We start from the raw sequence: 15,104 nt of genomic DNA on the forward strand, positions 1-15,104 counted from the left end.
GATATATAAGGAGAGTTTTAATGTACCGCACTAAAATCAACAAGGTCATTTCAATCGTAACAATCCTAATATTTTTCCTGACAAATTTCGCATCTGCAGCGCCAAGGTCCCATCTCAGGGCTCCGATGTCTTTTAATAAAGAGATGATAGCAGAGCAGAAAGATATAACTGAAGACACCCAATCTAAAACTGAGACCATGCCTGTGAAGATGCTGAAGCCAGTCGAGGTAATAGATGAAAAAACTGGGAAGAAAAGCATAAAGTATGTTGTAAGGCGTGGGCAGGGTAAGGTTGTAGAGGCTGGGAAAACGATATTTAGTAGGCTATTGAAGGATTATAAGATAGAGGTTTCAGATGGTGCAAGTGACAGTGTCAAAAAGGTAGCTGCCATACATACTGAGGCAGGTAGAACGATATTGTCGAAATACGAGAAACAGGGTTTTGTAAAAGAGGTATTGACTGAAGTCAAGAAGGCGCGTGTTTCAAAGAATGTTGAATTTGTAGAAGATAATGACACACTTATGGACATAGCGCCTGCGTCTACAGATATATCAGATACTCAAAAAAAGGTTACTAGATTTGACTTGGATCTAGCAAATAGAGACGTAATTGATATAGAATATGGAGAAGATACGAATCTCACCTCAAAAGATCCTGAGATACTCCTTGGCACATTAGTACTTTCTGCCTTGGGTCAATTTCACGAATGGTGCCATCTCTCAGGCATGGATCAACAGCTTGCCATAATGAAGACATTTGATCTGCATGACGTCATGAGCCAAAAGGAAAAAAATGCCCTGTATAAAGTCCTGGATGCAGGAAGGATAGATGGGAATAATTCCTTTGCCATGGCATTAAAGGCACAGGGCAATTTTGGCCTTGCGCAAGAGATTGAAGAGGAATGGAATGTTGAGTCGCTTTTGGGTATACCAAGCACAGTGCTTCATGATGTAGGTGTAGCTTTGTCTCAGCAAAAGGCAAGAGAGTTTTGGAATACTATAGAGAACTCGGAAGGATATGAGACCCTTAAAGAGGCGCTAAAGTCTGTATTTAAAGATGACGGACGACGACGATATGATAACGATAAAAAAGAAGAACTCCTTGTCAATATAGAAAGGGCGCTTAAGTGGAAGGATCAGTGGGCATTGTGGCTAATGGGCCAGGAGCTAATAGATGTGGCCTATGACCAGCAAAAGGTGGCAGAGTTACTTAGGGACACAGAAGACGGGGATATAGATGAGAAGAGAAGACAGATCGATGCGGCAATAACATCTAGTTTTGACGATGACGCAGAGATCGGGAACATAAAAAGGGTAAGCGACAAGATGCGCGAGGAAGACATCATGCTTGTGTGTGGAAGGGTCAGTCGCTCATTCGGCAATCAGATGCTTCTTTTAAGTAATTCAAAAAAAATAAAGGACCTTTCTCCATTAAGAGATATCACCCTTAAATTAGAAAAGGCAGCCAAAGGCGTTGAAGAGCTTTCTCCAGCTGTAAACAGGTTTAGAAACCTTGCATTCGGAGTCGGAAAGAAAAAGAAGGTGTTTCTCTCGCAGCTTAAAGGTGCTGCCTGGCACATGGGCCGCGATTTAGATGATTGGGTCAGGGAAAGATCAGAAGAGATAAATAATGAAAAAGAAAAAGAAGACCAAAAACACTTTGGCGGAAGGCCTGACTCGTATTTTGAGAATTTGACAAAGAAGCTCTATGCAAAGTCTATAGAGATAAAAAAACTCCTCAATGAATACGAAGATACTATTAAATACGCAGACTCAAAGAATTCAGCCTATCTGATTCTCCAACAAAGATTCTTACCAGGAGAGACCCAGAGAATAGCGCAGTTAAACTATGGCCAGGACGCGTTTCCAGGAAAGATAGAAGTATTAAAGGACTTTTTTAGAAAAGGCAGCGCTCTCAGGTATGCTACAAAAGGAGACGCGACCTTTACCCGGCCTGATGGAAAAAAGGTTACTTACAGCTGGCTCACAAAAGCAAATCACTGGATAGAGTCCATACCTTTATTTATCAAGGAAAGGGTGATCAAAGAAACAGTTATAGGACCGGATGGAAAAGAGATAGAGATAGAGAAGACACAGACAGAGGTTGATCAGGCTGGCATGGAGGCATTTTTTAGATGGGTAGCTGAGGAAGCGGCAAAGAACTGTGATGAGGTAATGGATTCTGAGCACGTGACTCTGGGCCGTGAGTTACTCGTAGATGAACTTGTAAAATCAGATAATAAGGTTGGTGAAAAATTAGAGGTTTTAAGGAAACAATTTGAAAAAGAAAAAAAGAAAGGACTCAAAAGCAAAAGGCCCAGTATTGCGCGTGATCTTTGGAATAGGCTTATAATTGGAGGCAAGGTAAAAACCAGACTAACCAGAAAACAAGTTGAAAAAATATCAGAGGAATATGGCAAGGAAGAGGCATATCGCCAGATAATCATTGAAAACGCATTAGGTGAAAGAGTTGCAGAATTAGGCGCCTTGATAGGAAAGGCATATGAGGATAACATAGAAGACATTTCATTATACAAAGAACAGAAATCTACACCAAGGATCAACGCAGTAAGGGACAAGGTTATTAAGGCAGGCCTTGTTACTGCAGATAGCGAATTAACATCTGATCTAACAGAAAAAGCCGTGGCATTAGAGGAAGAGGCATACAAGAAAAGACGGCCTGTGACTACTGTGCATATCCTTACCACTGAATCAGCAGGCATGACAGGCGGTTTTGTCCAGACATGGTTAGAGAGTGAAATGTCCATGTATAATCTGATCAAAGGCGAAGGATGGGAAAAGGAAGTAGAAGATAAGGTAGATGAATATAAACAGCGTCTTAATGCCCTAAATATGAGCGTGATAAATGACTTTGGTATGTGGTCTGAAGTAGAGGAGGCAAAGGTATTGAATAATCTGAAGAAAGATGACGATGCTGCTGCTATGGGCATAGTTGTTTCAATGAATAGGCCTTTGGCAGAAGAAGTAGCAAAACTTGCAACGCTCATAGAGTTTTATGAGAGAAGGGACAAGAAAGTAGACCTAGACAATAAAGAGGATCCAAAAGAGGTAGATGCTTATATAAAGAAAAACAAAAAAAACCTTGAGGAAACGGCAAGAGGACGTGTCATAGACTACAATGGAAGTGCTATAGAAGATCGTGTAGAAATACTGATGGAAGAAGGCCTAAGCAGGAAAAAAGCAGAACTAAAGGCCATAAAAGAGAATAAGGATTTTAAAGAGGATTTTGATAATTTCATACGTATCGAGGCAAGGGCCGGGCTTTTATTAGAGTTACATGAAGAAAACAAGGACCTTGCGCTTAAAGAAAAGGCACAGGAGTATCTTCGCAATCATACTTCATTAGCCAAGTCTATAGCAAGAAGAGAGGTCATAGCAAAGCACAGGGCATGGGGTTTAACAAGTGATGTAAGATATAACTACACTGCAAGCGGAGCAAAAAAGAGGTATAACTTGATCTATGTGCCCAGCAGAGTTGACCTGGGCGCTGAAGAGATGGAGTCGATCGTAAGGTGGTTTCAGTGGTTAAGCGCAAAGGACGAAGAAGCGGAGATCGCAGGTATAGAGTTTTATAACCAGATAAATGAGGCAGGCGTGGTAGCAAAGCCATGGCTTGAGTGGCAGGAGATACAAAAGACTGCTGAGAATGCCAGCATGGAAGTTGGCAAGGCATTTGCTGCAATGGTTTCCAAGACAGTAAGAGCTGTTGGCGTAGGAGATGCGCAATTTATGCTGTACCAGATGAGGCTTAGGAGGGATAAAGATAGAGGTGCCCCGCCTCCTTCAGCAGGATACGCAGGATATTGCGTTACAAAGGATGGGTTATTTCTTGCGTATGTAGGTGGGCTTCTAAACGAGAGAATACTAACACAGATGGGCATCCCAAAGGAGCTGCATCCTTTGGTTAAAGATATAGCAAAGAAGCTCCTGCGGGAAAGGTCTCAGTTTGCAAGTGAATTTGAATGGGAGACCTGGGCAGCCAAGGAGATATTAAGTGAAGAAAAAATAGATGAATTCATGCGCCCTTATATTGAGGTAAGAAAAAAGAAAGTAGGCCTACGAGAAGAAGATATACTTGTAATGAACTTGACAAAGATAGCTAAGGTATTAGGAGAGTTAGGGAAGCCATGGGAGGAAGTAGCTACTGCTGACCAGATATTTGAGAATATTGGCGCGCGCATGGCGCAGAAGGTAATGATAGAAGATGTTGAAAAGATACAGAGGTACATGGTTACGGATAAAACTTCTTTAATAAGAAGGACTCTAGCTAAACATGGCATGAGAGATGGCGCAATAGTTGTGCTTACGTCAGAATATAAAAAGGTCCAGGATCTAAGGACTTCAGCAGGCTTAAGAAGAAAGGATCAGCTGGCGCACATAGGAGATGCCCTTGTACATCAGCTTCTCCCTGAAGGACAGTTTTTGTATTATCTGGATGAACTTGGTTTTACATCTTTACCAAAACTCGAGACTGAAAAAAAGAAAATTCAAAAGCTATCGGGTGATGAGAAAAAGAGAAAGATGCGCGTATTAGAGCGGAGGAAGATGGTAAGTAAGGCCATGTATGATGATTTTAAACTTGTTGATGGAAAAGATGATGAGGTAATCAAGAAATTCGAAGAAGATTTTAAACCAGCTGGCCATATGGCAGATATAAGAGATGTTTCATCCACAAGGGCATCTACTGAAGATGCGTTGCATTATCATGACGATACACGGTTAGAACAGATAGCAGACCAAACTGCAATTAGATTAGCAGAATATGGCCTTACAGAGGATCAGATAAATACAAATGCATACGTATATGGAGGGGAACTTGAAAAATGGGCAGGTATAAAAGATCTGCCAGAAAAGGATAGAAAAAAACTACTCAATAGCGAGATCCATTACAAGATAAAAGGCGAGCCCTATTCAGTCTCTATTAAGGGCGCGATACATGCATTGGTTTTAAAAGAAAGAGGCCTTTATCATAGTTACATGCAGGCGATCCAGGGCTCTGATGTAGTGGACTTTGACATAGATTTTCCAGAACTTCTTGAGATAGGATATGACTATCCAAAGCTTATTAAACTGATGCTTACGGGAAGGCCAAACAGTAAGCTCTATGTATCAGATAGCGGCGTAGGAAGAATAAACAACTCATATACAGATGAGGATATCATGATGTTTTTTGCAGCATGCGATAATATAGCAGGGCCAGGAAAAGGTATATATACATCTATTGATAAGGGCTGGAAGGTTATTGAACATCTGCGTGAAGAAAATATGATGCCTAAGAGGCAGCGCTCAGCAAGGATATTAGAGGCCTTGGGGAAAGTCGCAGACAGTGATGGAGATATAGGAAACATTGAAGAAGCGCAAGAGATTTATTATAGTATCATGGATCAGATAATTAACAGGAATGAGGCAGATCAACAAATGCAGGACGAAATAACATACAAGGACTATGGCCGCTGGAGAGAAAGAGATCAGTTTATAACAGAAGGCCTTTCAAGAGTAAATCAGGGCCTTGGTTTAGATCAGCTTGATTTTGGCACATGGCTTACAATGGGCGGAAGATATCTGGTAGTTGGTAAGTCAGAAGAAGAGATACAGAAGATAAGAGAGAAGTTTAGCAAGGCCATTAATATTATAAGCACACGCTCTTCGGGAACAGCATCGAACGAGAATGTCAAGGTTGTAAATAAACAGCATGAAAATGAGATTGCTAGAGCGCTTGCATTGCCTGAATTTATTCCAGAGGCTCAGAAGTATAAAGAGAAAGAAATGAAGGAAGGCTCTTCAAAGGCATCGGAGGACGCAGCAAGTGAGGCTTTAAAGAAGAGGGCTGCATACCGTCTTAAGGCAATAAGGTTTAGGGCGTTTGGACGCAGAGAAGAAGGATTTGAAGAAGTTTTGAAAGCAGATGAGCATAAAGGAAAGAGCTTTGATCATTATATCGATGAGGCAAGAGGTAGTTTAGGCGCTTTACAGTCATCGATGCAGGAATTGTTTGATGCGAAAGGCCGTCCTGAAGAGCAGGTAGAGATCAGGGACCGTCTGAATAGTCATACAGGTAAATTCCTTGCACATGCAAAATTAGGCCTGGAAAGTATTGTAAATGAGATAATGCCTGAAGGTACAGATAAAGAGAAAGAAGAAAAAGAGAAGTTTTTGAAAAACATAAAAGACCTCTACACAGGCAGGGAGATAAATATTGATATATGGAGGAAGATTGGAGGCACTTATACAGATTCTAAGGGTGACTTTGGTAGACTCGCAGAGGCTGCAAAAGGAGATAAGAAAAAACTTGAAAAAATAGCTGAAGCAGGAATAGAGCTATTTTATGCAACCTTTGCTATTGGCCAGACAATAGAATTCGTGCAGCTGGAAAGGCAAAATGTAGAGCAGGATAAGCTGTGGCATGACTTGGCTGATTTCTTTGGCGAGACCATATATGATCACATGGCACCATACCTACCTTATGTACTTACAAAAGGCGAAGGTTATAAGGATTACACAAGAGACCAGCTGTATGCATTGGCTGTTAAAAAACATAAGTGGCTGGATGATTATTTTCTTAGTATTTATTCCAATATTACTGATGTAGCAGACTGGAGCCAGGAAGAAAAGGATGCATATTTTGGTAATTTTAAAGATGGTAAGGAAATAGTTCCTGTAGGAAATAATGCGCCTACAGAGGCTGGAAGAAAGTGGCGTTCCTATGGCACAAAGAGGCAGCTTGCTTTTAATATGAGTGACGGTTTTCATATACCTTTGGTATTTCCTGAGTTTGATCCAGACATAATAAATGCTGATGAAAGTATTGTTGTAAATATGGGTTTTCCGCCTTCAAGAACACATACCGCAACCTTAATTAGAAAGAGCGCTGCTCTTAACAGGCAAAGATTAGCGCGTGGTAAGCGAGGCGCAATTATAGTAGCAAATAGATATGATGAGCCTCAAGATGTGGGTGGCAAAAAGCCTGTTATCATGAATAAGTCCGGGTTTATCTGTATCTCAAAAGAGCAGGCTGTAGAGGCCCTGGTTAAGAATAAGGGTTACAAAAGAAAAGATGCACGAAAACTCGTTGATAAAATAGAAAGAGAAGATTTTATAAAAAGCATGATGAAGAATACCAGGTGTAAGCGAAGAGATGCAGAGAAAGAGGCAATACGACTACAGAAGAAAGGTGTACGCATATCACAGGGTATAATGATAGCAGGGCGTTTTACAAAGCCTATTAAGGCTGATAATGTCATACCATATCACCAATTAGAATTATTTGAAGAAGGAGAGCTTCAGAAATTAGGCCTGCCTGCTACGGTTCAGACATTGGCAAGCTTTGACGCATCTTATGATAAGGCGCTGTATAAGGATATATTTGAAGGTTCAGGCGTAAGCACTCCTGCTGAGATTCGTTGGCTCGAGAAATATGAAAAAGGTAAGAGTGAAGAGGAGATTATAAAGCTTATTATAGACGGTGTCCCAGGGACTGACTATAAAGGTTTAAAGGAATTTTCAAAGGAGTTTCCAGATATTGTTATAAAAGGTAGTTGGGAGTCTGGCGCTAGAAACCTTGATACCTTTACTATTTTAAAGGGCGGTGATTTAGAGAAGGCAGCTAAGTTTGTCTATGATGTGGTGCATGCAAGGAGTGTACTGCAAAATGTAGTAATACAAGAGGCACTTTTGTGGTCGCCAGAAGTATGGGCTTCAGAAGGTCTTTTACAGATGTTTGTAGATAGGCAAATTATGGAGGGCAATGTATCTGTAAAGCGAGAGTCGTATCCTAAAGACAGGATATATGCGACGTTTAGAGGTATATTTAGCTCACCTGGCCCAGGTCAAGAGTATGAAATGACTCATCCTATACTTCTAATGAATTTACAGGTCGCTACTAATGTAGGAAAAGGCGGCACATTAGAGTGTTTATTGGAAGAGTTTATACAGCCTGAGTATCAGAAAATGATCTTGGATGATCTTAAGAAAAAAGGCATATTGGTAAACAAGGCTATGACTAAATACATGGAAGAGAAATATCCTGAGATAGCTGAGCAGAAAGAGGGCGAGAGCGATGAGGTGTTTGCGCTTAGAAAGAACACGCATTTAAAAGACTTAAGGGGCGTTCCTTACAGCTGGATACCATATCTTATGAATGATTTTGCACTAAAGATAGAATGGGAAACACCAGGTGAGCTCGTAGATGTCGAACCTATTTATAATGAAGCAGGAGTTAGAATAGGTGGTAGGCCCATATTGAGAGATGAAAATGGGAAAAGGTTTGAGGGCAAGATAAAAATAATAGCAACAGAAATGCGTTTATTCGAGCCTAATACAGGCATAGGTCTTGTCCCGAATTTTTCACAAAGGCAAGAGGCCAAGGAATGGAGAGCTGCTCTTAGAGAAGGACGGGATTTTAATATTGATAATGTTGGGATAGATGATATTAGGCTCTTAGAAAATATAGGCGTGGAGCCAGGAGAAGAGACTCGCATAGCTAATCTTGGACCAAGTGCATTTCCGCCATCTTCACCTGGCCCTCGTAAAACTTCTCCTGATAAAAAGCTTGATGTAGAAACAAAAGAGTCAACTATGCTCGAGAGGGCAGCAGAAAAGGCTAGGGCTGCGCTTGGCATGGCCAAGGATCAAAAATTCACCATAGAGCAGATGAGTGTCCTAGCTAAGTATTGGGCTATAGAGCAGGGTCAGGCAATAGTTGATTTAAACCCTGAGAAGTTTAATATTGAAGATGCGATTAGGAATACAAGCTTTATTCGACTTAGTAAGATTGTAAAAGCAGGGCTTGTAAAAGGCCTTGATTTGAAAAATCTCAACACAAACCAGAATTATTATTTCACAAGGATCAAGGATCTTGCAATAGAGCAGGCAATAGGTGGCGAACGCGTTGCGCCAGAGCTCCAAATAGTGCCTGGCAAGGTAAAGGTAAAGGAAGCAAAGAAGATTTTAGGGGATCTGGAGAGTTTCGCAATAGTGCATGAGGGTGGAAGGAATTTCACAAACGAGCTCTATGCTCTAATCCATGATTCACTTGCACAGGGAGTTGTAAGTCAGGGCAAGCAACTGAGAAATGTAATAGGCGTTGATAAGCATTATCTCACAGAAGATGGAAAGGCTCGTAGGATTATCATCTATAGTCACATAACAGGCGAGTTAAAAGAGATAGAGCTTGAGGAGCCAATCAAGATCGACCGCGCCTTAACGCTTTATGCAAGTAAAGAAGCGCATAGGGAAATCTCTGAGGTGCTTGAGAAGAATGATATAGATGAGGTCAATCCTTATAAGTTTGCTGAAAAAGCAGACAGCAAGAGCGATTGTTATCGTATATGGAAACGCCAGGCAGTAATAAGTACTCCTAGCACTATCATTATTTCACAGGACACTGAGAAAAATAGCGTTACAGAGAAACTTAATGATGGTCTGACTAGCATTTTGAGTGAGGCAAAAAAAAGGGGACTTAAAGAGATACCAATTGTTGTTCAGCCTGACACAGGTACTGAGACACAGGGCGCTAAGGCATTTCTAATAGATGTTTCAAGCCCTGATTTAACACAAGCTATAGCGCATATAAGAGAGATCCAAAATACAGATAGTGTGATCGTGCGCGAATATAAAGGTAATATTCGCTATTCTGAAGACGGAGGCGAAACAACATACGTGTGTGTATTTAGATACAATGTATCATCTATTGCACGTGGCCATGATTATGAAGTAAAAAGCGGATATTTACAGTTAGCACCTACTCCTGATGCGCTTATTACATCTATTGCTAAGGGCGGAAGAATCATAGGATTTTCTGAAGAGGCATTCAATAAATTATACATTGATCTTGGAGATGGAAAACCCATTAGGTTGATGGGCATGGATAACGGCCATTTGGTTCTACGTACAGGTGAGACCATGGCAAAACAATCAGCAATGTTTTTAGGGCTTAGATTTGCAGGCATTGATGTGACTTACGATGAAGCATACAGAAGAGAGTCTATAGATAAGTCAAATATGACAGGTGCTGAGCCTTTTATCCTAGACGCAAATCCAAAGCCCGCAGGTCTTACACATACTAAGGCAACTGATCCTCTATACGACGGCCCATTGTTTAATTTTTGGGAAAAATCATCATCGTCTTTCGAGGATTTAAAGAACCTTCAAAAATCTGTCAAAAAGCCCGACGATGCTACGCCGGGGTCGAGTTATACGCTGTTGGATAAAGTGCTTGTGCCGCTGCGTGATATGGGGCTTATTCCGGAACAAGGGATTGGGATAGATGAATTGCTAGAGCAGGCAAATAATAGAAGAGAAAAGAAAGTGGCCAAGAGCACACTTTACAGTGAGATAGCTGGCCTGAGGATTGCCGGAATAATTAAGCATAAGAATGGTAAAATTAGCCTGGCAGAGGCTTTTAAGTTTATCACTTACGATGATATTGAGCTCATGAATGCAGCTGCGAAAAAAGTTAATCCCAAGCTTATCCCTAAAGGTCTGGGTCAGGGCGCATTGGTTAGACGTTTAAGCGCAGAGGATAGGCTAAGACTACGTTCAGCAGTAAGAAAATCAATCCACGAAGAAGTAAAGAGGTACAATATTTTTATAGATAATGCGATGGATTTTGCAGCAGGAGGTCGAGCACTGAATAGTGTTGCAGATTTAGTCAAAGATATCGCGTTAGAAAAAACACTTTCAGATGAATTTTTGACCCATTATTGCATAGATCATTTAATAGAGAGGCTGAAAGGTTTAACTTCGTCTGATCGCGATGCAGCTGAAGAGATTATTGCAAAGGTTTTACCTGAAGTAGCCAAAGAGATTATAGGTCAAGATTTAAGTACTCCCATAAAGAGCCTTTTTGATTTAATCTCGGATAAGGAAATAAAGAAAAACGCGCTTGTTGATTTTATATATAATCTTGAGGATTATACAAACAGTATGCCTATTGACGAGTATGTATTTGACAATACCTCCAGGGCAATGGCATTTATTGCTAAGGCGCTTGATGAATTAAGGGACATGGGTGCTTCTGTTACTATTGGTACAGATAATGCAGATTTTTGTTATGCTGCATTAAAACGGTTCAAGGACTCTACAAAGAAAACGCATCAAGATCAAAGGTCATTGAATTTAATAGCAGATGTCCACGAGTTAAAGAATCAGGTGCTAGATAGCGATGGTTTGGAAAAACTTGCAGCGAGATATGAGAAGATCGTGCCAAGGCTTGCCAGGTTAAAGAGGTATTATGAGTTTAATAAGAAATATGGCGCAATATCAGCTAAACCAGTACATAAGGCCCTTTATGGAAGGCGGATCCGGGTTAAATTTCCAGTAGGGCTTTCTCTTTCTCGCTGCAATCAGGATAATCCTGGAAAACACACTAAGTCTATTAAAAGCATAAGCTATTGGTTAGCTGCCTTTAACATTATGAAAAATAATAAGGCAGAATCAGCTGGCACAGTGGATGTAACAAGGATAGAAGAGAAGGTGCTTAAATTGCATGCAAAGTCTTATGATGGTGCACCTGTAGAGATACCTTTAAAAGGAAAGCTCTCTTATGATGAGTTTTTTGATATGAAAGATAAGCCTTTTAGGATGATTAAAGCTAGTCTTAAGGCATCTGGCATTATAAAGGAAGGTTCTACAAATGTGATAGCTGATATATTAGAGTTTACAAATGGCGGAGGTTTGGAAATATCAGTAGATACTATTATTCCTGGCGGCACTGGCCTGGGCACAAGCGGTGCAGTTGCAACAGCATTATGTACTGCACTTCAGCAATTACAGGTGGGTGAGACGCCTATTACAATAGACAAGGGTTCAAAGATAGGCGAGCTTAGCGAGGTCCTGGAATGCTATTACCTGGATCTATTCAGTGGGCCACAGGATTGGAGACGTCCTATTGGCGGAGAGAGTGCGTTTAAGATATATACTCATAGGGCAGGAGATGGCCGTAGCCTTTATGATGAGCCAGATGTAAAGTATCTAGACGTTGATGTAGATAAATTTAATAAACACTTTATAGGATTTTTCCCTGGTTCTGGTTTTATAAGGGATTCAGGAGATAGATTAGGAGCTGTGTTAAGCCAGTACTTAGTTCGAGATAGATTTGGCTATCAGGCAATGCTTGATGTAAATAAGGTCCAGGATAATTTTGAAGATACGCAGAGGACTGGTAATTTTAAAAATGTTGATCTTATGCTAAAGGCATATCAAACTTCAAGAAATATCATGGATCCTACAACACAGGAGCATCTGAAGAGGCTCCTTGAAAAGTTTGAGAAAGACATTAATAAGCTCGGCGCTCGCTTTGCATTCACAGGCTCACCAGGCGGTTTCATGAAGGTGTGGTGCAGGAATCCAAAAGATAAGCCACTAGTTGTGGAATATTTAAACAATTTGCCTAATAACAATGACCCTGCCTTTATGCATGATGGCAAGAACATCTTCAAAAAGGCCCAGGTCTTTGACCTGGAATTCGTGAATACAGGGTATGAGGTGGAGATCGAGGAAGCAAAGAAGAGTCCATTCGATGGTCCAGGCGCTGCACCTGCAGAGTTTAACGACAAAAAACTTCCAGCTTATACGCCAACTAATTTCAGTGCACTGCAAAAGGAAGCTATGAACCTGATGCAGGAAGGCAGAATCGGCGATGCGTATGAGATGACCGATGATTTTATAGACGCAGGCCTTGGTGACGAGATTGCAAAGGCAGAGGTGCTTCGTACGCAGATAATGGAAGGGGTCATTGTTGTAGCAGCAGCCAGCATAACGAATGTATCTAACTTTAAGAAATTTGTCCATGAAGCAGTAAATGTGCAGAAAAAAGCAGTGGTGGTAATAGCTATGGATGAAGCTAAATACAACTATGTCAAAGGTATCGAAGGTATTAATATAAAGGTGCAAGCTGGGGCATGGACAAATAAATATGCTCTCAAGGAAAACCAAAAGATCAAATTGAACAACAGGCAAAGAGTATTGATGGAAATCTATAATATGAGAGGCGTTGATCTGAGCGTACTTGATAGCAGATTAAACAGAAAGACAACCAGGGCTATTGTATCAGGCGTCTAACCTTTGAAAATCAGGAATTTGTGGTATAATACTACCTTAGCAACCCCGGAGGTTGCCGTACGGCAACCTCCGGGGTTGCTAAAGGAGAAATTTATGAATAAAACTATCTCTATCTTAATTCTTTCGATATTTCTTTTTACCAACACCACCTATGCAGCTGAGCGGTCGAGGCAGCTGTTCAGGAAAAAGAAGGTAGACTATAAGAAGCTCTCTACTCAAAAAGAAGAAAGCCTCCAAAAGCGCAAGGATGTTCTAAAAGGAGATGATAAGGCCCAGGATCGCAAGAAACAGGCCAGGCGAATTCTCCAGCATCATCTAAAGGATTTATCCCAGATAAATATCCCATCTGAACTTGGCAGGGTAACAGAGGTGTATGACGCAGAGAGGGACAAGGGACAAGGGACAAGGGACAAGGCGAAGGGCGTACTTGTTGTACATATCCAGGACCTGCACACAAACGCAGAGGCTCAATATAATGAGGCAAAGATACTCGAGATACTCATAAAAGACTATGGCATGAATCTAGTGTTGTCAGAGGGCGCAGAAGGAGAGGTGGATACCTCCAGCGTCTCAAGCTTTCCAGATGCTGAAGTCAGGGAAAAGACAGCAAGGATTTTTGTAGATTCAGGTGAGTTAACAGCAGAAGAATACCTGTCAATAACAAAATATCCGGACCTACCTATCTGGGGAATCGAAGACAAAGACATCTATTTTAAGAACATCATAGAGTTTAATAAGATCATGAGATTTTCACCAAAGTCCCAGGTCTTTATCTCTCAGGCCAAAAAGGCCTTGGAGAATCTTCGGTCAAAACTTTACACGCCTGAACTTAGAGAGATAGACCAGAAAGAGGTCCAATACGAGAATGAAGAGATAGAGACAAAGGAATATCTGGATTATATCTCCTCTTACATCACACGTTTCAATATCCCTACAGATAAATATAAAAATATCTCTCTTTTAATAGAGGCTACTGAACAGGAAAAGACCATAAACCAGGCAAAGATCGGCCAGGATTCCCAGAACTTGCTCATGAATTTGCAGGCAGCCCTTTCAGGCAGTTCCAACCGCAGGACCATGGATTTATTAATGGCAAAGGCCGAGCTCTTTAGAAGCCAGAAGATATCAGCCTTTTCATTCTATAGCTATCTAAGAAACCTTGCCATAAAGCACTTAGAAGATAAAATGGTGAAATACCCAGATTTGGAAGAGTTCGTGGATTACCTCACTAAGGTAAATTCCCTGGATACGACAAAGCTCTTTGTTGAAATGGAAGACCTGGCATATGAGGTAAAGCAAAACCTCGCGCAGACACAGGAACAAAAGACCCTGGTCCAGGGCTTGAGAAACATAAAATTTCTGGAAAACTTATTTAACCTCAAGATCTCAAATGAGGAATTAGACTATTATCTTAATAATAGAGATTCCCATAAAGTCTCTTTTTTCAAAGACTTTCTAATACCTACTCTTAAAAAATATGGCATGCAGGCAACTATAGATTATAAATCTGAATTAGTAGACATGAGGCTAGAAGAGATAGAAGAGTTCTACCAGACAGTTAAGAAGCGCGATTTTTCAATGGTTGAGAATTCTACCAGAGAGATAGAGCGTCGTAATGCCAAGGTCGCTGCGTTAATAGGCGGTGGCTTTCACACAAAAGGCATAACGCGCCTGCTAAAAGACCAGGGCTACTCTTATGTCGTAGTCTCCCCATACTCTGGCACAGAAATAGACGAGGAAAACTACCATTATCTCTTATCAGGAAAGCGTAAACCTTTGTCGGAACTAATAGATGAGTTTGATCAGGAGTAATGCAAACTTTTCTCTTGACAGGAAGGAGTGTGTTATAGTATAGTAGGACTTGCGAAAGGGAGGTGTTTGAGATTAGAAGTGGGTGTTTCAGGCCCGCTTTTTTTTATGAGCACTTGAGTTACGAAAATCTTTGATTTTCGTAACTCAATGTGCGAATAAACCCCCACACCAATTTCTAAGCATACCAAAAGATGTCTGCTTAAATTGGTGTGG

2 protein-coding genes are annotated in these 15,104 nt (G+C 40.9%); both read left to right on the top strand.

Going from position 1 to position 15,104, the window contains the following annotated elements; all coding sequences use genetic code 11:
• The first annotated feature begins 20 nt into the window (after window positions 1-20).
• Complete coding sequence (locus tag P9L93_00685; GenBank protein MDP8229601.1) at window positions 21-13,079, top strand: hypothetical protein; 13,059 nt, start codon at window positions 21-23, stop codon at window positions 13,077-13,079.
• A 93-nt stretch (window positions 13,080-13,172) separates the two neighbouring features.
• Window positions 13,173-14,891: a hypothetical protein gene (locus P9L93_00690; protein MDP8229602.1), complete on the top strand. Its 1,719-nt coding sequence runs from the start codon at window positions 13,173-13,175 to the stop codon at window positions 14,889-14,891.
• The last annotated feature ends 213 nt before the right edge of the window (window positions 14,892-15,104 follow it).

The sequence above is a fragment of the Candidatus Gorgyraea atricola genome, from assembly GCA_030765235.1.
Classification (GTDB): domain Bacteria; phylum Omnitrophota; class Gorgyraeia; order Gorgyraeales; family Gorgyraeaceae; genus Gorgyraea; species Gorgyraea atricola.